19 protein-coding genes are annotated in these 20,298 nt (G+C 70.9%); 6 read left to right on the top strand and 13 right to left on the bottom strand.

Annotation, left to right across the window (positions count from 1 at the left end):
- Positions 1-27 precede the first annotated feature (27 nt).
- The 3 genes from ACWGKJ_RS13150 to ACWGKJ_RS13140 are packed head-to-tail and all read right to left on the bottom strand — an operon-like array spanning position 28 to position 2,606.
- Positions 28-195 (bottom strand): hypothetical protein, encoded by a 168-nt coding sequence (locus ACWGKJ_RS13150; RefSeq protein ID WP_385027237.1) that lies wholly within the window; start codon positions 193-195, stop codon positions 28-30.
- A complete protein-coding gene (locus ACWGKJ_RS13145) occupies positions 196-1,896 on the bottom strand; it encodes a sensor histidine kinase (RefSeq protein ID WP_385027325.1) in 1,701 nt (566 codons plus the stop codon). It abuts the gene before it with no gap.
- Complete coding sequence (locus tag ACWGKJ_RS13140; protein ID WP_385027240.1) at positions 1,896-2,606, bottom strand: response regulator; 711 nt, start codon at positions 2,604-2,606, stop codon at positions 1,896-1,898. Before ACWGKJ_RS13140 ends, ACWGKJ_RS13145 begins: the two co-directional genes overlap by 1 nt.
- Before the next feature lie 273 nt (positions 2,607-2,879).
- On the opposite strand from ACWGKJ_RS13140, the gene ACWGKJ_RS13135 reads away from it, so the two are divergent.
- Entirely contained in the window at positions 2,880-3,782 is a 903-nt protein-coding gene (locus ACWGKJ_RS13135; RefSeq protein WP_385027328.1) for a DUF3152 domain-containing protein, read from the top strand.
- Between the two features lie 21 nt (positions 3,783-3,803).
- Here ACWGKJ_RS13135 and ACWGKJ_RS13130 read toward each other — a convergent pair whose 3' ends face one another.
- Positions 3,804-4,997: a serine hydrolase domain-containing protein gene (locus ACWGKJ_RS13130; protein WP_385027243.1), complete on the bottom strand. Its 1,194-nt coding sequence runs from the start codon at positions 4,995-4,997 to the stop codon at positions 3,804-3,806.
- Positions 4,998-5,342: 345 nt separating this feature from the next.
- Here ACWGKJ_RS13130 and ACWGKJ_RS13125 point away from each other — a divergent pair, with 345 nt between their 5' ends.
- Positions 5,343-6,674, top strand: coding sequence for an MFS transporter (locus ACWGKJ_RS13125; RefSeq protein ID WP_385027246.1), 1,332 nt, complete (start codon positions 5,343-5,345; stop codon positions 6,672-6,674).
- Positions 6,675-6,701: 27 nt separating this feature from the next.
- Here ACWGKJ_RS13125 and ACWGKJ_RS13120 read toward each other — a convergent pair whose 3' ends face one another.
- Complete coding sequence (locus tag ACWGKJ_RS13120) at positions 6,702-7,304, bottom strand: TetR/AcrR family transcriptional regulator (protein ID WP_385027249.1); 603 nt, start codon at positions 7,302-7,304, stop codon at positions 6,702-6,704.
- Between the two features lie 148 nt (positions 7,305-7,452).
- On the opposite strand from ACWGKJ_RS13120, the gene ACWGKJ_RS13115 reads away from it, so the two are divergent.
- The 3 genes from ACWGKJ_RS13115 (at position 7,453) to ACWGKJ_RS13105 (ending at position 11,595) form a co-directional block, all read left to right on the top strand.
- A complete protein-coding gene (locus tag ACWGKJ_RS13115) occupies positions 7,453-9,054 on the top strand; it encodes an AMP-binding protein (protein WP_385027252.1) in 1,602 nt (533 codons plus the stop codon).
- A 98-nt stretch (positions 9,055-9,152) separates the two neighbouring features.
- Complete coding sequence (locus ACWGKJ_RS13110) at positions 9,153-10,349, top strand: acyl-CoA dehydrogenase family protein (RefSeq protein ID WP_385027255.1); 1,197 nt, start codon at positions 9,153-9,155, stop codon at positions 10,347-10,349.
- A gap of 112 nt (positions 10,350-10,461) precedes the next feature.
- Positions 10,462-11,595: a CaiB/BaiF CoA transferase family protein gene (locus ACWGKJ_RS13105; protein WP_385027258.1), complete on the top strand. Its 1,134-nt coding sequence runs from the start codon at positions 10,462-10,464 to the stop codon at positions 11,593-11,595.
- A 42-nt stretch (positions 11,596-11,637) separates the two neighbouring features.
- Here the strand turns inward: ACWGKJ_RS13105 and ACWGKJ_RS13100 are convergent, their stop codons facing one another.
- The 6 genes from ACWGKJ_RS13100 to ACWGKJ_RS13075 all read right to left on the bottom strand — a co-directional run bounded on the left by ACWGKJ_RS13100 (position 11,638) and on the right by ACWGKJ_RS13075 (position 17,462).
- A complete protein-coding gene (locus ACWGKJ_RS13100; RefSeq protein WP_385027261.1) occupies positions 11,638-12,219 on the bottom strand; it encodes a hypothetical protein in 582 nt (193 codons plus the stop codon).
- Positions 12,219-13,364, bottom strand: coding sequence for an ROK family glucokinase (locus ACWGKJ_RS13095; protein WP_385027264.1), 1,146 nt, complete (start codon positions 13,362-13,364; stop codon positions 12,219-12,221). The genes ACWGKJ_RS13100 and ACWGKJ_RS13095 overlap by 1 nt, the downstream gene beginning before the upstream one ends.
- Before the next feature lie 25 nt (positions 13,365-13,389).
- On the bottom strand, positions 13,390-14,334 hold the full coding sequence (locus tag ACWGKJ_RS13090; protein ID WP_385027267.1) for an ATP-binding cassette domain-containing protein: 945 nt from the start codon (positions 14,332-14,334) through the stop codon (positions 13,390-13,392).
- Entirely contained in the window at positions 14,331-15,368 is a 1,038-nt protein-coding gene (locus tag ACWGKJ_RS13085) for an ABC transporter permease (RefSeq protein ID WP_385027270.1), read from the bottom strand. The genes ACWGKJ_RS13090 and ACWGKJ_RS13085 overlap by 4 nt, the downstream gene beginning before the upstream one ends.
- Entirely contained in the window at positions 15,365-16,369 is a 1,005-nt protein-coding gene (locus ACWGKJ_RS13080; protein WP_385027273.1) for a sugar ABC transporter substrate-binding protein, read from the bottom strand. The genes ACWGKJ_RS13085 and ACWGKJ_RS13080 overlap by 4 nt, the downstream gene beginning before the upstream one ends.
- A 373-nt stretch (positions 16,370-16,742) precedes the next feature.
- The gene (locus ACWGKJ_RS13075; RefSeq protein ID WP_385027331.1) at positions 16,743-17,462 is read right to left on the bottom strand and encodes a GntR family transcriptional regulator; all 720 of its coding nucleotides are present in this window, start codon (positions 17,460-17,462) and stop codon (positions 16,743-16,745) included.
- 121 nt (positions 17,463-17,583) lie between these two features.
- Between ACWGKJ_RS13075 and ACWGKJ_RS13070 the strand changes: the two genes are divergently transcribed.
- Positions 17,584-18,588: a Gfo/Idh/MocA family protein gene (locus ACWGKJ_RS13070; RefSeq protein WP_385027276.1), complete on the top strand. Its 1,005-nt coding sequence runs from the start codon at positions 17,584-17,586 to the stop codon at positions 18,586-18,588.
- A 48-nt stretch (positions 18,589-18,636) separates the two neighbouring features.
- Here the strand turns inward: ACWGKJ_RS13070 and ACWGKJ_RS13065 are convergent, their stop codons facing one another.
- Positions 18,637-19,065 carry a PaaI family thioesterase gene (locus tag ACWGKJ_RS13065; protein ID WP_385027279.1) on the bottom strand — a complete coding sequence of 143 codons (429 nt, stop codon included), beginning with the start codon at positions 19,063-19,065 and terminating at the stop codon, positions 18,637-18,639.
- Between the two features lie 43 nt (positions 19,066-19,108).
- A complete protein-coding gene (locus tag ACWGKJ_RS13060) occupies positions 19,109-20,296 on the bottom strand; it encodes a cytochrome P450 family protein (protein WP_385027282.1) in 1,188 nt (395 codons plus the stop codon).
- Between the last annotated feature and the right edge of the window lie 2 nt (positions 20,297-20,298).

Below are 20,298 nucleotides of genomic sequence, written 5' to 3'. Positions count from 1 at the left end.
CCTCCGACGGAGGGACCCCGCACCCCGTCAGGCCGACCGCGAGCGCCACCAGCACCGGTCCGGCCGCCGCACTCCACCGCAGTGGCGCCCGGCCGCCACCTCGTGCCTGGGGTTCCGTACGTACGGCAGCCCGGCCGCCATCTCGCGCCTGCCGTCCCCCACGTACGGCACCCCGGCCGCCATCCATAGCGTCACTCACGCGGGTCCCCCTCCGTCATCCTGCCCGGCATCCACAGCCGGGGCCGGAGCGGGCCCCACCGGAAGGACGACGGTGAGGACCGCGCCGCCGCCCGGACGGTTGGCCGCACGCACCCGTCCGCCGTGCAGATGGACGTTCTCCGCCGTGATGGCGAGCCCCAGGCCGCTGCTCTCGCTGCGGGCCCGCGCCGAACTGGCCTTGTAGAAACGGTCGAAGACATGGGGCAGCGCCGTCCGGTCGATCCCGGGGCCGTGGTCGGCCACCTCGATCACCACCCACCTTCCGGGTCCGAACGCGTACTGCTCGTCCGCTCCGTCCGCCCTGCCCGCTCCGACTGTGCCAACTTCCCCTTCCGTACCGTCCGTCCGGGCCTGGCCGACGGGCCGGTCCTGCCGTCCGGTGCTTCTGACCCGTTTGATACGCCCCGGCAGCGCGGCGTTCTCCAGCCATCCGGCACGGTCCGCGTCCTGTACCGCCGCCGTCCCTCCCTCCACCGGGCGCAGCGTGAGCGTCACCGGACGGCGGCCGTGCCGCAGCGCGTTGCCGACCAGATTGGCCACCACCACATCGAGACGGCGCGGATCGACCCGCGCCCGCACGCCGCTCGTCAGGTCCGTGTCCACTTCCCCGAGCCAGCCACGCGCCGCGAGGGTCTGCCGCAGGGACTCCGCGAGGTCGATGTCGTCGGGATGGAGTTCCGCCGCTCCGGCGTCGAAGCGGGAGATCTCCATCAGATCGTCCACCAGCCGGGTCAGCCGTACGGTCTCCTCGGTGATGAGCCGCACGGCGTCCCCGGTGTCGCCCTCCAGGTGCGGGGCCTCGTCGGCGAGCACATCGGTGACGGCGGTCATCGCGGCCAGCGGGGTGCGCAGTTCGTGCGAGACGTCGGCGGCGAAACGGCGGGCCCGGTCCTCCATCCGGCGCAGTTCCGCGACGGATTCCTCCAGCGCGGCAGCGGTGTCGTTGAACGCCCTTGAGAGGTCGGCGAGTTCGTCGGATCCCTGGACGGTGAGGCGGGTGTCCAGGCGTCCCGTGGCCATCCGGCGGGTCGCTCCACGCAGCGCCCGTACCGGCCGCAGTACACCCCGTGCGAGGAGCAGCGCCAGCAGGACGGCGAGCACCAGGGCGGGCACCGTGGCGTGCTCGACCGCGGTGACCAGCGCGTTGACATAGGTCTGTTCGATGCGCTGCGGCACCACGAGATAGAGGGAGAGTCCGGAGAGCGTGCGGTAGCTGTAGGCGCTGTCGGCGTAGGTGACCGGGAGCCCGACGACGAGTACCGACTGCCCGTTCACCCGTACCCGCTGGAAGACGGCCACCGCACGGGTGGTGACGGACTTCCGCAGCGACGCGGTCAGTTCACCGTAACCGGACGACGGGGCGGAGGCCGCGGTGAGCCCGCGGTAGGTGGCCAGGACCTGCCATCCGTCCATCCGGTGGTCCTTCGCGAGCCGTGTCACCAGGGCGTCGAGATCGCCCTGGTCCGGGGTCGGGGACAGCGCGGGGGCCAGGGTGTCGACGCTCTGCCGGAACTGGTTGACCACGGAGTCCTGGCTCTGCTGGAGAACACCGGTGCGCGCCTCCCGGAAGGTCAGGGCGCCGGTGCCCAGGGCGCTCACGGTGGCGACCAGGACGAAGGAGAGCACCAGCCGGACCCGGAGGCCGCTCAGGGGCCGCCGGGCGGCGGCCAGTGGTATCACCGGTCGTCGTTCCTCTCCGACGCCGAACGGAAGCGGTAGCCGAAGCCGCGCACCGTCTCGATCCACTGGGGCCCTGTGCGCGACTCGCCCAGCTTGGAGCGGAGCCGTTTGACGCAGGCGTCGACCAGGCGGATGTCGCCGTGGTAGCTGTGCTCCCAGACCGCTTCGAGGAGTTGCTGCCGGCTGAACACCTGGCCGGGTGAGCCGGAGAGGGTGAGCAGCAGGCGCAGTTCGGAGGGGGCGAGGACGACCGGAGTGCCGTGCCGGGTGACGACCAGCCCGGCCCGGTCTATGGCCAGCGAACCGTGCGACTCGACGGGCGGCCTGTCGCCCGCCGGTACGGGGGCGTCGGCGCGGCGCAGCACCGCGCGTATGCGTGCGTCGAGGACCCGGGCCCGTACCGGTTTGACCACATAGTCGTCCGCGCCCGCCTCAAGGCCCACCACCACATCCACATCGTCACCCTTGGCGGTCACGATGATGATCGGCAGCTGCTCGCTCTCCCGCACCCGGCGGCACACGTCGAGGCCCGCCATCCCCGGCAGCATCAGGTCGAGCACCAGGACTTCGGGCCGGAAGGAAACCATCCGGCGCAGCCCTTCCTCGCCGGTCACCGCGGTGCGGACCTCGTGGCCCTGACGCCTCAACCCCAGGTCGACGGCTCTGCGGACAGAGTCGTCGTCTTCGATGAGCAGCACGCGGGACATGTCCCCAGTATGGTGCGCCGACTTCGCTGCCGGGGTGGGTGGTGGGGCTGTGGGCGGCAGCTGTGACGGAATGGTCTCAACCGCCGCGCCGGTACTGCCCGCAGAGCACCAGGCACACGATCGTACGACAATCTAACTTTTGTTACGCCTCTGTTACCCCTTGCGCAACATCCCATCATGTGGGTTTCCCAGCCTGGGACCACCTCGCTCCTCCGGGGCACTGTCATCAGCCCCGGCTCCCCGGCCACCGACAAGGGAACCCCTCGCCGCACCATGCGCCACGCCAAGAAGCCATCCCCCCGACGTCCCTCAGGGACCGGCCCGTCCGCGAGCGCGGACAGCCCGTCCACCCACCGCGCCCACCGGCCCCCCACCCACAAGGGGAAGTGGTTCGGCCTGCTGGCGCTGGGCGGCGTGACCACGCTGACCCTGGTGGTGGTGTACGGGAGTGGTGGCCCGGCGCGGTCGGCCACCGAGCCGGGTGACGGGGCCAGGAAGTACGACGCCTCACCGCTGCCGGAGGACACGCCTTCGGCGCAGCGGACTCCGTCGAAACCGGCTGCTCCGCCCAAGCCGTCCCTCACTCCCACCGCGTCCACGTCGCACCCCGTTCCGCAGAGCGGGACCGGGGTGTTCACCACCGCTGCGGCCTCCGGTGGCGCGGTCGGCAAGGGCGACATCCGGCGGTACAAGGTGGAGGTGGAGGGCGGCTCGGGTGTCTCCGCGAAGAGCGCGGCCGGGGAGATCGACGGCATCCTCGGCGATCCGCGCGGCTGGACGGCCGACGGCCACGACGGGTTCCAGCTGGTGTCATCGGGGCCGTACGACTTCGAGGTGAAGATAGCGACGCCGGACACGGTGGACCGGATCTGCGGTGCGGCCGGGCTGCACACCCACGGCGAGGTGAACTGCGACGTCGGCGACCAGGTCATCGTGAACCTCAAGCGCTGGAAGAAGGGCTCGCCCCAGTTCCCCGGGTCCCTGCACGACTACCGGGCCCTGATCATCAACCACGAGGTCGGCCACCGCATCGGCCACGGCCATGAGACCTGCCCGGGGCCCGGCCTCCCCGCCCCGGCGATGATGCAGCAGATCGACGGGCTGCACGGCTGCCGGGCCAACGCCTGGCCGTACGACAGCCACGGGAAGTACCTCGGGGGACCGCACGTGTCCTGAGCCGGGGCCCTTCCCCCTGGGTCAACGGGTGCGCTGCAGATGGGCGGCGAGCTGCAGGAAGGCCGGGACGAGCGGGGCGGCGGGCACGGCCGGGGACATGACCTGGGAGCCGTAGTGGACGATGACGGTCTCCAGCCGCGGTGAGACGAAGAGTCGCTGGCCGTGGATGCCGCTGGCCATGAACGAACCGTCGCCGTCGTTCAGGATCCACCACAGGTCGTGGTACGAGAGGTTGGCGGGAGCGCTCGGCGGCGCGGCGGGGAAACGGACGTGCCTGGCGTAGCCGTCGGGGGCGTCCGCGATCGTGGCGGCCACGGCTTCGGGGACGACCTGCCGCCCACCCGTGGCGCCTCCGCAGCGAACCATCTCTCCCAGCCGGGCCACATCGCGGGCCGTGGCGCTGAAGCCGCCGCAGGCCGCTTCGGTGCCTTCGCCGTCGAGCACGTAGTAGGCGTCCTCGTCGGCGCCGAGGCGGGACCAGATCATGTCGCTGAGCAGAGCCGATGTGGTGACCCCGGTGACCCGGCGGAGGATCTCGGCGAGGGCTTCGACATTGCCGTTCTCATAGCGGAACTCGGTGCCCGGGGCAGCGGTGGCGCGCGCGGTGGCCAGATGCTCACGGATGCTGGCCGGGCCGCTGTAGCCGTAGGGGCGCAAGGGCGGGGCGATGACGGCGAAGTAGCGCTGGGCCTCGATCGGTTTGTCGAAGGGGCGCCCGCCGTAGGAGACCTGCGTGCCCATGTGCAGCAGATGGTCGACCGTGCTGTCGCCGAAGGCCGTACCGGCGAATTCGGGGACATAGGTGGTGGCCGGTGCCGCGCGGTCCAGTACCCCCTGATGGGCCAGCACGGCCGCCACCAGGCCCAGATACGACTTCGCCGCCGAGGCGTTGAAGTGGGGTTCGTGGGGCCGCAGACCGTGCGGATAGGTCTCATGGACGAGAGTCCCCCGGTGCATGACCAGGAAGGCATCGGTCTGGGCGGCCTCGAAGAGCTGCGCGAGCGTCATGGCGGCGCCGTCGGGGGTTGTGACGGTGAACTCGTCGAGACCTGCCGTACCTGCCGTATCCACCGGGAGGCTGCGGGCTGCGTCCGGCCCACGCCAGACGCGTCGGCTCGGCAGCAACTCGCGTTCCGATGTGGTGTACCGGCGCACCCAGGCCGGGTCGGTGTAGCCGCGGGACCAGTGCAGGTTCATGAGTGGTGTGTCGGTCATCTGGACCCCTCGATATTGGCGAACTGTTCGACCTTAAACATACAACCCGTTCAGAATCGTACGCCAGACCCACCCGCTACGAACTCGATCGGACAGCGATCTGACATCGATCCGACAGTGGCGATGTGCACATCCGGGGCTCCTCACGGCGGAGCCATTGACCAGAACCGGTCAGCCAGCTACTTTGCCGGACAGTTCAATCGCTAATAGACGAGTTGTTCAGTTGCCCTGCATGCCACGCCCGCCCCCACGGGCGCGACCGGCGCTCCCGGCTCCCCCGGGGATCCCGGCTCCCCCGCTGCAGAGCCCTCCGCCTGTTCTTCCTGAACCGCAGGAGTTGAGTCCATGTCCCCCCGGCCGTCACCGCAGTCGTCACCGCAGCTGGCTCCCGATGTCCCCGACGACCCGGAGCCGGTGTTCGACCGGCGTCGCGCCTGGCTCATCACCGCGCTGATCGTGACGTACATGATCGTCAACTTCGCGGACAAGTCGGTCCTCGGCCTGGCGGCCGGCCCGATCATGGAAGAGCTGGACATCAGCCACAGCACCTACGGGCTGATCTCCAGCTCCTACTCGCTCCTGTTCAGCCTCTCCGGGGTCGTGGTCGGCGTCCTAGCCTCCCGGATCTCCAGCCGGGTCCTGCTGTTCGTGATGTGCCTGCTGTGGGCGGCGGCCCAACTGCCGGTCCTGATCGTGACGGCCGTACCGGCCCTGATCGCCGGACGGGTGCTGCTCGGCGCCGCCGAGGGACCGGCCACGCCCATGTCGATGCACGTCCTCTACACGTGGTTCCCGGTCGGGCGCCGCGGTCTGCCCTCGGCCCTGCAGATCAGCGGCGCCGCGCTGGGCACCCTGATAGCGGCGCCCGTGGTGACCTGGCTGATCACCGACTTCGGGTGGCGGTCCGCGTTCGCCGCGCTGGCGGTGGTGAGCCTGCTGTGGAGCGGGGTGTGGTGGTGCGTCGGGCGCGACGGGCCGTACGACCGCCCGGCGGCGCGGTCGCGTTCGGGGGCCTCCGGACAACAGCCCCGAGTCCCTTACCGACGGCTCCTGCTGTGCGGCACGGTGGCCGGGAGCGTGGCGAGCGCGTTCGGGGCCTCGTGGGCGATGGCGCTGAGCCAGGCATGGCTGCCCTCGTACCTCAGGACCGAGCTGTCGCTGAGCCCCGGGGCTTCGGCCTCCGTGCTCAGCGCCGTATCCGCTCTCAGTTTCCTGCTGCTGCTCGCACTGTCCCCCGTCGTCGACCGGCTGACCCGGCGGGGGGTGTCGCTGCGCTGGACGAGCGGGGCGCCCCAGGGGCTGGCGGTGGCGTGCGCCGGCGTGGCGATGGCGCTGATCCCGGTCGCGGGTGCGTCATCGGTCCGACTGGCCCTGATCGCCGTCGCGTTCGGGGCGCACTCGGTCGCCTTCCCGCTCCACTACATGACGGCCGCGGCGGTGACGCCCGCACCTCAGCGGGCAGCGTTGTTCGGCATCGTGGCGGCGACGGGGACGCTCCCGGGTCTGCTGGCGCCCTCCCTGACCGGCCGGATCCTGGACATGGCGCCATCCCCGGACGCGGGCTATGCCCAGTCGTTCGCCCTGGCGGCGGTGGTCATGACCGTCTGCGGGCTGGTCGCCGTCTGCTGCATCCACCCGGCGCGGGACGCCGCGCGCCTGGGAACAGCCGTTCAGTGACCGGGGGCGATTCCCTTACGAGCAGGGTCAGTTCACGTGCGCGGCCGGGAAACCGCTGGCCCAGTAGCGGCCGTGCAGGGCCAGGTCCAGGAGCATGCGTACGACTTCCTCGGCCGGCATGGGCGGGGTGTCCTGCTCGGCCCACCAGCGCAGGACGGCGACCTGCTCCCCCACCCAGACCCGGGCCAGGAGGTCGGCGTCGATGCGGGGCTGGACGTTGTTGCGTTCGGCTCGGGCCTTGAACTCCCTGGCGGTGGCCTCGGCGCAGGAGTCCACGAACATCTGCAGCGGCCTGCCGTCCCCCTCCCCGCGCAGCACCGCACGGTACGCGTCCCGCTCCTCGCTGACGTGACGCACCATCTCCAGCAGGGGCTTCCCGGTGAAGCCGACCGCGCTCTCGGAGACCACCGGCTCCAGGCGCTGCGTGAGCTGCTCCAGCAGATCGGCGGTCACGCGCGCGAACAGGTCGTCCTTGCCCTTGAAGTGCGCGTAGAAGGTGGCGCGCGCGACATCGGCCCGCTCGGTGATGTCCTCGACGGTGAGCGCGCCGAAGCCGCGCTCCAGCACCAGCTCCACCAGTGCCCCGCCGAGAGCCCGGCGGGTACGCCTGGTGCGCCTGTCCTCGGCCATGCGGATCCCCTTCGCCTTCTCCCGATGCCCCTTGCCGTGCTGCGCCCACAGTCTAGAGGGCTCTTGACAGCCCACACGTTACTGAACAAGCTGTCTGGAAACATTCTGGTTGTATTCAATCAGTCACAGCGTCAACAGGAGACCGCTGATGAACCTCGGCACCTACCTCACCCGCAGCGCCCGGTACTGGCCCGACGCGACCGCACTGGTCTGCGGGGAGCGCTCCCTCACCTACACGGAGCTGGACACCAGGAGCGACCGCCTCGCCGCTGCCCTGCTCGCCCGTGGACTGCGGCCCGGCGACGCGGTCGCCTCCCTCGCCTGGAACCGGGACGAACTGGTGGAGATCGAATTCGCCCTGTACAAAGCGGGTTTGGTGCGTGCGCCGGTCAACGCCCGGCTGGGGCGCACCGAGATCGAGCACATCCTGCGCTATGCGCCCGTGCGCGTACTTGTATGCGACGAGGCCCACCGGCAGGATGCGCTCGCCGCCATCGCGACGGCCGGCACCGGTTGCCTCCCCGTGTTCCTCGACACCGCACCGGGCCCCGCCGCCGACGCACCCCCCGGCCACGAGGCACTGCTGTACGAGACACTGCTCCACGAGGCACCACCGGCCGGGGCTACGGACGCACCCGCCCTCCCCGTCGATGTCGGCGAGGACGCCCCCTGCGTCCTGAACTTCACCTCCGGCTCCACCGGCGCACTCAAGGCGGCGGTGCAGACCTTCGGCAACCGGCTGGCGAACATGCGCAAGCTGCTGATGAGCCAGGAGTCCAGGCCGGAGCCCGGCTCGCGCTATCTCGCCTGCGGCCCGATCACCCACGCCACCGGTATGACCCTGCTGGCCAATGTCTTCGCCGGGGCCACCACCCATGTGCTGCCCGCCTGGAGCCCCGGGGCGTTCCTGGACGCGGTGGAGAAGGAGCGCATCACCACGACCTTCCTGGTGCCGGCCATGGTGAACATGGTGCTCGCCCACCCGGGCGCGGCCGGACGGGACCTGTCCAGTCTCACCAGTGTGCGCGTCGGCGGCGCCCCCATCTCACCGCAACGCCTCAGGGACGCCGTGGAGTTCTTCGGCCCGGTGGTGGCCCAGGGGTACGGGCTCGGCGAGACCACCAGCGTGGTGGCGGCCCTGAGCAGCCAGGAGATCGCCCACGCCGTCAGCGACGACCCGGAACTGCTGCAGTCCTGCGGTCGTGCGGTGTACGACACCGAACTCCGTGTCGTCGACGGGAGCGGGCGCCCGGTGCCGTCCCGCGAGGTCGGCGAACTCATCGTCCGGGGCCCCGACTGCGTACGCGAGTACTGGCAGGAGCCCCGGCTGAGCGCCGAGACGTTCCGCGACGGCTGGGTGTACACCGGGGATCTGGCCTGGATGCGCGAGGACGGCTATGTGTTCCTCGTCGACCGCAAGAAGGACATGATCATCTCCGGTGGGTTCAACATCTACTGCACCGAGGTCGAGGCCGCCCTCTACGAGCACCCCGGCGTCCAGGAGGTCTGCGTCGTCGGAGTCCCGGACGAGAAGTGGGGGGAGGCGGTCAAGGCCGTCATCGTGCCGCGCCCGGGTCACACCCTGACGGCCGACGGGCTCGCCGCCTTCTGCGTCGCCCGCCTCGACCGCTTCAAGAAGCCCCGGAGCGTCGACTTCGTGGACGAACTGCCGCACAACCGCAACGGGAAGCTCGACCGCAAGGCCGTACGTGAACCGTTCTGGGCCGACGCCGCGCGCCGCGTGAACTGAGCCGCGCACCCCGTCCCGTCCCTCCGCGGGCCGGCGGCCACCCGCCCAGCCCCGCAACCCGTTCAGTCCCGCCATCCTCCACACCCCCAGGACGCCCGATGACCTTCTCCTTGCGCCCCGTCCACACCGACCCCAGGACCGCATCCCTGGTCGACCGGCTCCGCAGCTATCTCGACGGCGAACTGGCCGACTACGAAAGGGAACGCGGCATCACCCACGAGTCCCGGCTCACCCGGGCCGATCTGGAGCCCGTCTGGGAGCGCAGCCGCGAACTGGGCTTCTACGGCATCCACCTGCCCGAGCAGTACGGCGGCCAGAACCTCACCTACACGGCGCTGGCCGCCCTCAAGGAGGAAGTCGGCGCCGCCGGACGCGTCCTGGGCCACAGCGTGCTGGGCGACATGGGCGGCCCGCTGCGCGCGGGCGACATCCTGCGGCACGCCACCCCCCACCAGCTGGACACGTATCTGCTCCCTCTCGTACGCGGCGAACGCGCCTGCTGCTTCTCCCTCACCGAGACCGATGCCGGATCCGATGTGCGCTCGATGCGTACCACCGCCGTCCGTGACGGCGACGGTTACCGTCTCACCGGCCACAAGGTGTTCAGCTCCGCCGGTCCGTTCGCGGACTTCGCCATCGTCGTCGCACGGATGGCGGGCACCGGCGAGGGAGAGGGCGAGAAGCCCGCCTTCTCCGCCTTCCTCGTCGATCTCGACAGCCCCGGCTGCCGGGTGGCCGACGGGGCCACCCCCATGTCGGGCGAGCACATCGAGAGCGACATCGTCCTGGACGACTGCTTCGTCCCCGCCAGGAACCTGCTGGGCGAAGAGGGCGGCGGTATGCGTATCGCGCTCGGCCGTGTGACCACCAACCGGCTCCTGCACTGCCCTACGGTCATCGGCGCCACCCGCCGTGCCCTCGCCCTCACACTCGACCGCACCCGTACCCGCAAGGTCGCGGGCGGACAGCCCCTGCTCACGCTGCAGTCCATCCAGCACAAGGTCGCCGATATGGCCACCGAGCTCTACGCCGCCCGTTCCATGACCTACACCGCGCTCGCCGCCCTGGACCGCGGCGACGACGTCCGCACCGAGGCGTTCATGTGCAAACTGTTCGTCGCCGAGTCCGCCTTCCGCATTCTCGACGAGGCCGTCCAGATCCACGGCAAGGAGGGCCTCACCCGAGGCAACGAGATCGAGTTCCTCTTCCGCAAGATCCGCATGTTCCGCATCCTCACCGGCACCTCGGAGATCCAGCGCAACGGGATAGCCCACGGCCTCGCGTTCACGGACTGACCCACGGGTCCGTCAGGTCCACTTCCCCACCTCCCCGCCTCCTCCCCTCCCTGGCCCCGCCCGCCAGCAGGAACAGGTATCCGATGGCCACTTCCCGTAGTACGGAGCCCACTTGAGTACGGAGCCCACTTGGTCGGCCCTGTCCGGCATCCGCGTCCTCGATCTTTCCCGGCTCCTGCCGGGCCCGTACGCCACCTCACTCCTCGCCGACCTGGGCGCAGACGTCATCAAGGTCGAGGACCCCGGCTCCGGCGATCCTCTGCGTACCTCGCCCGCCCTCTTCGATGCCCTCAACCGCAACAAGCGCTCGGTCACCCTCGACCTGCGCACCCCGGCGGGCCGCAGCGCGTTCCTCGGTCTGGTGCGTACGGCCGACGCCGTCGTGGAGAGCTTCCGCCCGGGTGTTCTGGACGCCATGGATCTGGGCTACGCCACCCTGCGGGCCGCCAGCCCGCGCCTCGTCCTGTGTTCTCTCAGCGGCTACGGCCAGACCGGCCCGTACGCCCACCGGCCCGGCCACGAACTCAACTTCCTCGGGCTCTCCGGATTCTTCGGCGTACCCGGGCGCCTGGACGGCCACATCACCCGCCCCGGCGTCCGGGTCGGCGACATGGCAGGCGCCCTGCACGCGGCGCTCGCGCTCACCGCCGCACTCGGCCCCGGCCACGAGGGACAGCACATCGATGTGGCCCTGAGCGAATCCATCGCCGCCTGGTGCTCACTGTTCGCGCTGCCGCTGCGCGGCCTCGCCGACCCGCTCGAAGCCGGCCTGGTCCAGGGTGACAACGACGTCTTCACCACCGGCGACGGACGCCTCCTGTCGCTGGCGACGTTCGAGGACAAGTTCTGGTACCGCTTCCGCACCGGGCTGGCCGACGACTTCCCCGAGCTGGACACCACCGCCTACGACCGGCGCGCCGACCGCACCACGGCCCGCAGGCAGGTCGGCGACCTCCTGCACGGCGTGTTCCGGGCGCGCGACCACGCCTGGTGGGAGGAGCGCCTGACCGGGCTCGACGTCCCCTGGGCCCCGGTGGTGGCCACCCCGGAGGAACTCCTCGCCGACCCGCACACCATCGCGCGCCGGCTCTTCGCCACCCCGCAGGACCGCGGCGGCGGCCCGCAGGCCCGCTTCCCCGTCGTCTTCGGGGCGGGCCTGGACACCTTCCGCCGCCCCGCACCCGCCCTCGGCCAGGACAACGGGGAACTGCTCGGCCGGGCCGACCCGCGAGGTCACGACCGCTGACCAGCGTCAGTCCGTAGCGTCAGTCCGTACGGAACAGCGGCCTCAGGGAGTGTCGGTCGACACCAGGTACACCCGCTTGCCACGCGGGAAGGTCCGGTCCACCGTGATGTCGACGGTGGGCAGCGGCTTCTTGCGGGTGACGGTCGTGCCCGCCCAGTCGCGGGTGTCGGGGAACTTCCAGCCGACGATCTTCGCGTTCCGCGGGCTGACGCTGACCTTCCCGTCCTTGAGCGCCGCGCTGCTGGTGCCCGCCTCCTTGAGGAAGGCGTCGAGACCGGCCTGGGTGGTGGTGAACCGGACGTACAGCCGACTGACCTTCCAGTTGCTGGTCTGGTAGTACCAGACGCCCACCGCGTTCTCCGGGATCGGTACGTTGAACGTACGGCGCTGCACCTTGGACGGCCAGTGGTGCACCAGTCCGGTCGCCATGGCCTCCTTCTCGTTGGCCCGGCCGCTGTCGCGGCTCTGCCCGGCGGAGATGACCAGATAGCCGGCCGGGATACCGATGAGAAGCACGATGATCACCGCGGTGAGCCAGCGGCGGCGGATCATGTGCCGGTGGTCCTCCGGCGACCGCTCACCGCCCCCGGGGGGCGAGGTCTGCTGCGGCACGGGCGTCGTCATTACGGGGATCCCTGGGTGGTGCGGGTGGTACGGGCGGCCTGTGCGTACCGCTCGTAGCGCTCCACACGGCGGCGGTTCGCCCTGCGGAACCGCCGGGCGATCAGCCTGGAGAGGTCGGCCGCCCCGACCATACCTGCCTCCGGGCCGAGCTGCGCCTTCGCGATCCGGGCCTCGGGGCGGTAACCGCGGCCCGTCAGCTGGCGCCGGAAGGCGTCCCGCGCGGGCCCGATCAGGAGGTCGTCGGCGGCGCTGACGCCCCCGCCGACGACGAAGCAGGACGGGTCGAGAGCGGCGGCGAGATTGGCGATTCCGACGCCGAGCCACTGCCCGATGTCCTGGAACAGCTCGACGCACATCGCGTCGCCCTCACGGGCCAGTTCGGTGATGAGCGGGCCTGTGATGTCGGGGATGTTGCCCTTGACGCGGTCGATGATGCTGTACGCCACCGGGGAGTCGGCCGCGGCCATCTCCTTGGCCTCGCGGACGAGTGCGTTGCCCGAGCTGTACTGCTCCCAGCAGCCGCGGTTCCCGCAGGGGCAGCGGTGGCCTCCGGGGACGACCTGCATATGACCGAATTCACCCGCGACGCCGTACTTGCCGCGCTTGACCTGACCGTCCTCCAGGATGGCCCCGCCGATGCCGGTACCGAGCGTGATCATCACCAGATGGTCCTCGCCCCGGCCCGCGCCGAAGCGCCACTCGGCCCAGGCGGCGGTGTTGGCGTCGTTGTCGACCATGACGGGGACGGCGAGCCTGCCCTGGAGCGCGTCGCGCAGCGGCTCGTCCCGCCAGGCGAGGTGCGGGGCGAAGAGGACCCTGGAGCGGTCGGCGTCGACCCAGCCGGCCGCTCCGATGCCGACGGCGTGCACATCGTGACGGTCGGAGAGGTCGAGGACCAGCTCCACGATGGTGTCCTCGACGACTTTGGCGCTCTTGGACTTGTCGGGCGTCTCGGTCTTGATCTTCTCCAGGATGACGCCGTCGGCGTCGACGACGCCCGCCATCACCTTCGTACCGCCGATGTCGATGCCGACGGTCGGGACGCGGGGCGCTGTGAGGTGCGAGCGCCGCTCGCGGGTCCCGACGGTCCGCAGGACCGTGGCGCGGGCGGAGCCGCGGTGCGCGAAGTCACGGTACGTACTCATCGGACAGATGATGCCACCCGAATCCTCAGGAGGCGTCCCCGGCGGGGTTTCCGCCCGTCTTGTCGGAGTCGGATGCGGTGCTGCCGGGTCCGTCGTCCGGGCCGGGTCCGTCCGGGCCGGGTCCGTCCGGGCCCGGCTGCGGCGGGCCGGGCTCGCCGGGGCGCGGTGCCCGCTGGAGCTCGTGGCTCAGCTCCTCCAGCTCGCTGCCGCCCGCCATCTGCCGGGTCAGCTCGTCCAGGGTGATCCGGTCCTTGCTGTGGCTGCCGAACATCGCGCCCCGCTTCAGCAGGACGAAGCGGTCTCCGACCAGATAGGCGTGGTGCGGGTTGTGCGTGATGAGGACCACGCCGAGCCCCGCGTCCCGGGCGGCGGCGACGTACTTCAGCACCACCCCGGACTGCTTCACACCGAGCGCGGCGGTGGGCTCGTCCAGGACCAGCACCCTGGCCCCGAAGTGGACGGCGCGGGCGATCGCCACGCACTGCCGCTCACCGCCGGAGAGGGTGCCGATGGGCTGGTCGACATCGCGCAGGTCGATACCCATGCGCGCCAGCGCGGAGCGGGTCGTCTCACGCATCAGCCGGACGTCGAGGCGTTTGAGCGGGCCCGCGCCCTTCACCGGCTCCGAACCGAGGAAGAAGTTCCGCCAGACCGGCATGAGCGGGACGACGGCGAGGTCCTGGTAGACGGTGGCGATGCCCCGGTCGAGCGCCTCGCGCGGTTTGCCGAGACTCGTCTCCTCGCCCTCGATCAGGAAGCGTCCCGCGTCGTGTCGGTGCAGCCCGGAGATGATCTTGATGAGGGTGGACTTGCCCGCGCCGTTGTCCCCGAGCACACAGGAGATCTCGCCCGCGTGCACGACGAGGGAGACCTCTTCGAGCGCCTTGATGTTCCCGTAGAACTTGCTGACGCGGTCGAGTTCCACCAGGGGTGCCCGCTCCGGCTCCCCCGGCGTGATCTGCTCCGTCATCGAGACGCCTCCGCTCGCTTGCGCACCCAGGCATTGAGCAGGGCGGCCAGGAGCAGCATGGCTCCCAGGAAGAACTTGAACCAGTCCGGGTTCCACTCCGCGTACACGATGCCCTTGCTGGTCATGCCGAAGATGAAGGCACCGACCGCGGAGCCGATCGCCGAACCGTAGCCGCCGGTGATCAGACAGCCGCCGATGACCGCCGCGATGATGTACGTCAGCTCGTTGCCGACCCCTTCGCCCGACTGCACCACGTCATAGCTGAAGAGCAGGTGCTGACCGGAGATCCAGGCCGCGAAGGCCACACCCATGTAGAGCCCGATCCGGGTCCTGACGACCGGGACGCCGACCGCGCGGGCCGCGTCGTCGTTGCCGCCGACCGCGAAGATCCAGTTCCCGGCGCGGGTGCGCAGCAGCACCCAGGTCGCCACGGCGATCAGCGCGGCCCACCACAGGAGGGTGACCTTGAGGTCGACGTTGCCGATGCTGAGCTGGGAGGCGAAGACCTTCTTCGCCGAGGGGAAGCCCTCCATGTCGCCGATGGACTTCGTCGACACGGTGCCGCTGATCAGCTTGGTGAAGCCGAGGTTGAGCCCGGTCAGCATCAGGAAGGTGCCCAGCGTGATGATGAAGCTGGGGAGCCTGGTGCGGGTCAGCATGAAGCCGTTGAAGGCGCCGATGGCGAGCGTGACGAGCAGCGATACCCCGACGCCGACCCAGACGTTCGCGGTCATCTGGTAGCTGAACATCGAGGAGACCAGCGCCGAGCTGGTCACCATCACCCCGGCCGACAGGTCGAACTCGCCGCCGATCATCAGCAGCGCCACCGGTACGGCCATGATGCCCAGGGTCGACGCCGCGTACAGCACGGTGGAGAGGCTGGAGGGCCGCAGGAAGCTGTCGGCGACGAAGGAGAAGAAGACGAAGACGGCGACGGCGCCCACCACCGAGCCCAGCTCGGGGCGGTTGAGCAGCCGGCGCAGCAGTGAGGGCCGCAGCAGCCGCTCGTCGGGCGCCCGGGTGGCGGTGCTCATCGGGTCCCCCGCTGCGTGTAGGCGGCGAGCGTGCCCGCGTCCTTCTTGGTGATGACCTGGGGGCCGGTGAGGACCGGGCGGCCGCCGCCGAGGACGTTGCGGTTGTACTTGTAGAGCCAGAGCAGGTCGACCGCCTCGTACCCCTGGAGGTACGGCTGCTGGTCGACGGCGAAGCCGAGGGTGCCCTTCTGAAGGGCGGAGGCGACCTTGGCGTTCAGGTCGAAGGTGTCGATCTCGGCCTTGCTGCCCGCGGTGTCCTTGGCCTGGACGGCGGCGTCGGCGAAGGGCGCGCCGAGGGTGACGACCGAGTCGATGGAGTGGTCGGCCTGGAGCTTGGCCTCGATGGAGGACTGGACGTCGGGCATGTTGGTGCCGTCGACGTACAGGTTCTCCATGGTGCCGTGGAAGTTCTTCTTGGCACCTGCGCAGCGCTGCTCATGGCCGACGTTGCCCTGCTCGTGCAGGATGCAGAGCGCCTTCTTGCGTCCGCGCTTGTTGAGTTCGTCGCCGACGGCCTGGCCGGCGATCGTCTCGTCCTGGCCGATATGGGTGAGCGCGCCGAACTGCTTGGACTCCTCGGAGCCGGAGTTCACCGTGATCACCGGGATGCCGGCCTTCTCGGCCTTCTGCACGACGGCCTTCATCGAGTCGGGCTTGGCAAGGGTGACGATCAGCCCGTCGACCTTCTGGTCGATGGCGGTCTGCACCAGCTGGGCCTGCTGCTGGCCCTCCTCGCTGTGCGAGTAGAGGAAGGTGATGTTGTCCTTGGCCGCCGCCTGCTTGGAGCCCTTCTGGACGATGTCCCAGAAGGTGTCGCCGTCTCCCGAGTGGGTGACCATCGCGAACTTCCAGCGGGGGGTGTTCACCGCCGCCTTTCCGACGGCCGCGGCCCGCGATGCGCGCTCCTCGGCCCGCTTGCCCCCGGTGCTGCTGCATCCCGCCAGGGAGAGCCCCAGCGCCAGCGCCAGCGCCCCGCTGACCCAGCTTCGTACCCTTGCCACGACGTGATGCCCTTCTCGGTGTTCCTGTGCCTGCCGCGGTCGCCGTGTCTGCGCCGGCCGCCGCGCCTGCTGCCGTGCCCGCCGGTGCGGACGCTGGCCGGTCCCGTCCGGACCGGCGGCCCAAGTATGGGTCACCGCTGGTCGCGGACGAGTCATCGGGTACCGCCCAGGGGTGCGGAGGGGTGCGCTGCTGCTGTACGGGTCGTACGCAAGGGGGTCCGCCCTCTCTCCCGGCCGCCGGGTTGCGGCAGAGGAGTTCTAGCGGCGGGCACCCGGCCTCGTCAATGGTTTGTCAGAACATTCTTACGAGCTGTGGCGGCCCGGACGACCGCGCGGCGGACGGCACTTCGCGTCCGCACTTCGGCGGCAGGCCCTACGGGCGTACCAGCAGCTGGAACTCGAAGGCGTACCGCGAGGCCCGGTAGGTGTGGGTGCCGAACTCGACGGCCCGTCCCGTGGAGTCGTAGGTGGTCCGCTCCATGGTCAGCAGCGGCGCCCCCTCCTGCTCCCCGAGCCGGGCGGCCTCGTCGGCGGTCGCGGCGCGCGCGCCCACCGACTGGCGGGCGCTGTGCAGGGTGATCCCCGCGACGCGCAGCAGCCGGTACAGACCGGTGGACTCCAGCCGCGCCGTCTCCAGCGGCAGCAGCCCTTCGGGCAGATAGTTGCGGAGCTGCGCCATGGGCTCGCCGTACGCGAACCGCAGCCGCTCGACATACCGGACCTGGCCGCCTTCGGGCACTCCGAGTGCGGCGGCCGCATCGGCGGGCGCGGGGACGGTCTCGTTGCGCAGGACCGTGGTGGTGGGGTGCTGTCCCGCGGCGAGCAGGTCGTCGTAGAGGCTGCTCAGTTCGAGCGGGCGTCTGATCCGGCTGTGCACCACCTGGGTGCCGACTCCTCTGCGGCGGACCAGCAGCCCCTTGTCGACGAGCGACTGGATGGCCTGGCGGACGGTGGGGCGCGACAGGCCGAGGCGTCCCGCGAGGTCGATCTCATTGCCCAGCAGGCTGCCCGGGGCGAGCCTGCCCCGCTCGATGGCCGACTCCAGCTGCTGGGCGAGCTGGAAGTACAGCGGGACCGGACTGCCGCGGTCCACGCTGAGCTCAAGGCTGAGGGCGGGGTCCGCCTCGGGTTTGGACACGCCGAGAGGGTAGCCCAGGTCCGGTTGTCAGGACAAAGGCTTGACAGGGGGCGGAGCTGCGGCCACGTTGGGGTCCATGCGTATCGGACTCATCGGGACAGGCCGGATCGGTTCCTTCCACGCGAGGGTGCTCAGCGGCCACCGGGACGTCGGCGCGCTGCTGGTGGCCGACGCCGAAGGTGCGCGCGCCGCGGAGGTCGCGCGGCAGACCGGGGCGACGGCCGTCCCGTCGGTGGACGAACTCTTCGCCCGGGGCGTGGACGCGGTGGTCATCGCATCGGCGACCTCATCGCACGCCGCCCTGATCGGCCGGGCCGCCCGCTGCGGACTGCCGGTCTTCTGCGAGAAGCCCGTCGCCACCGATCTGCCCGGCACCCTGGCCGCGCTCCGGGAGGCCGAGGAGGCGGGCACCGTCCTCCAGCTCGGCTTCATGCGGCGCTTCGACGCCGGGTACACGGCGGCCCGCGAGCGGGTACGGTCGGGCTCGCTCGGCCGGCTGCACACCGTCCGCGCGCTGACCTCCGACCCCGCGCCGCCGCCCGCCGCGTATCTGCCGCTCTCCGGCGGGCTCTACCGGGACTGCCTGGTGCACGACTTCGACATGGTGCGGTGGGTGACCGGGCGCGAGGTGGCCGAGGTGTACGCAACCGGGTCGGACGCGGGGCCCGCGATGTTCCGCGAGGCCGGTGATGTGGACACGGCTGCCGCGCTGCTCACCCTGGACGACGGGACGCTGGTCACGGTGACCGCCACCCGGTGCAACGGGGCGGGCTACGACGTACGGATGGAGCTGGCCGGGGAGCTGGACCAGATCGTGGTGGGGCTCGACGGCCGTACGCCGGTCACCTCGACCGAACCGCAGGGCCCGCCGCCCGCGGGCCGGCCGTGGCCCGGCTTCCTGGAGCGGTTCGCCCCGGCCTACGAGGCCGAGCTCGACGCGTTTCTGCGGGTGGCACGGGGCGAGCTGGCCAATCCGTGCGACGGCCGGGAGGCGCTGGCCGCGCTGCGCGTCGCGGAGGCGTGCGAGCTGTCGCGCCGGGAGCGCCGCCCGGTCCACGCGGCCGAACTGGTCGCGGGATGACCGGAACACTCCCCAACACTCCTGCCCGCTAAGCGGATTGACGCCCTGTCACGTCGATGGCGGCGCGGCGGCCGAGAGCACCGTGCCCTGCGCCACGGCGCACAGCACCTCGTCGCCGTCGTCGCGCACCATGAACAGCTCGCAGCGGACCGTGGCCTGGCGGCGCCCGGTGTGCACCACTTCGGCGCGGGCGACGAGCGTACGGCCCGCGCCCGGCCGTACGTACTGGATGGAGAAGCCGCCGGTCAGCACGGCGGCCCCCAGCGTGGTCCCGGCGGCGAACGTCAGGGCGTTGTCCGCCGCGTACGCCAGGACTCCCCCGTGCAGAAAGCCGTCCTGCTGGAGGAGTTCGTCGCGTACGTCCACCTCAAGGACGGCCGCGCCGTCGCCGAACCCGGTGACGCGCGTGCCCAGCAGCCGGCTGAAGGGCTGCGCGTCGAGCGTCCTGCGGGCCAGCTCCAGGTCGGGTCCGCTCATCACACCACTCCTCGTCGTCCGGCGGCGTCCCGTCGTCCCGGTGTCACCAGCGCACCGGCAGTTTCCGCACCCCGTGCATCAGCAGCCCGGGAATCCACTGGTATGCGCCGCCGTCCGGGTCGAGCGCCAGGGCGGGGCAGCGTTCCAGCAGCGTACGGACGGCGATCCGGCCCTCCATCCTGGCCAGCGGCGCGCCCAGACAGAAGTGGATGCCGTGCCCGAAGGCGAGGTGTCCCTGCGGGGCGCGCCGGATGTCGAACCGGTCGGCGTCCGGGAAGCGGTCCGGGTCGCGGTCGGCCGAGCCGAGCGAGACCAGTACGGGATCGCCCGCCGCGATGTCGGCCGAACCGATCCGCAGGGGCTCCGCCGCGTGCCGGTAGGTGGCGGTCTCCACCGGTCCGTCGTAGCGCAGCATCTCCTCGACGGCTCCGTCCAGTAGGCTCATGTCGGCGCGCAGCGCGGCCAGTTGGTCCGGGTGCGCGAGGAGCGCGCGCACGCCGTTGGAGATGAGGTTGACGGTGGTCTCATGGCCCGCGACGAGCAGCAGGAAGGCCATCCCGACGAGTTCCTGGGCCGACAGCTGTCCGCCGTCCTCGTCACGGGCCCGGATCAGCGCGCTCAGCAGGTCATCGCCTGGCCGCTCCCGCTTGGCCTCGATGAGCGAGACGAGATAGCCGCTCATCGCCCGGACCGCGGCGCTCTCCTGGTCGCCGCCGGAGGGGCCGATCAGCTCGTTGGACCAGACCCGGAAGCTCGCCCGGTCCAGGTCGGGCACGCCGAAGAGTTCACAGATGACGGTCATCGGCAGCGGGAAGGCCAGCGAGTCCACCAGATCGGCCGTGCGCTCGGGCGCCGCAAGCATGGCGTCGAGGCAGGCGTCGGTGATCTCCTGCACCCGCGGGCGCAGCGCCTGGACGCGGCGCGCGGTGAACTCCCGGGCCACCAGCTTGCGCAGCCGGGTGTGCTGGGGCGGATCGGTGTCCAGCATGTTGGAGAAGAGGCCGTCCGACTCGTCCTTCCAGTCGCTCAGTCGCCGGGGATCCTTGATCAGCCTCGGGTCGTTGAACGCGGCCCGTGCCTCCTCGTGACCGACAACGAGCCAGACGCCAGCGGCGTCGGTGTCCTCGGTCCGGATACGGTGCACCGGCCCGGCGGCGCGCATCTTCTCGTAGTACGGATACGGGTTCGCGTTGAAGTCCGCCGTGTCCTGCCGCAGATCGATCAGCGTCATCG

Source organism: Streptomyces sp. NPDC054757 (assembly GCF_053612185.1).
Note: the sequence above shows the minus strand (reverse complement) of the source record. Positions and strands in the feature narration are given on the sequence as shown.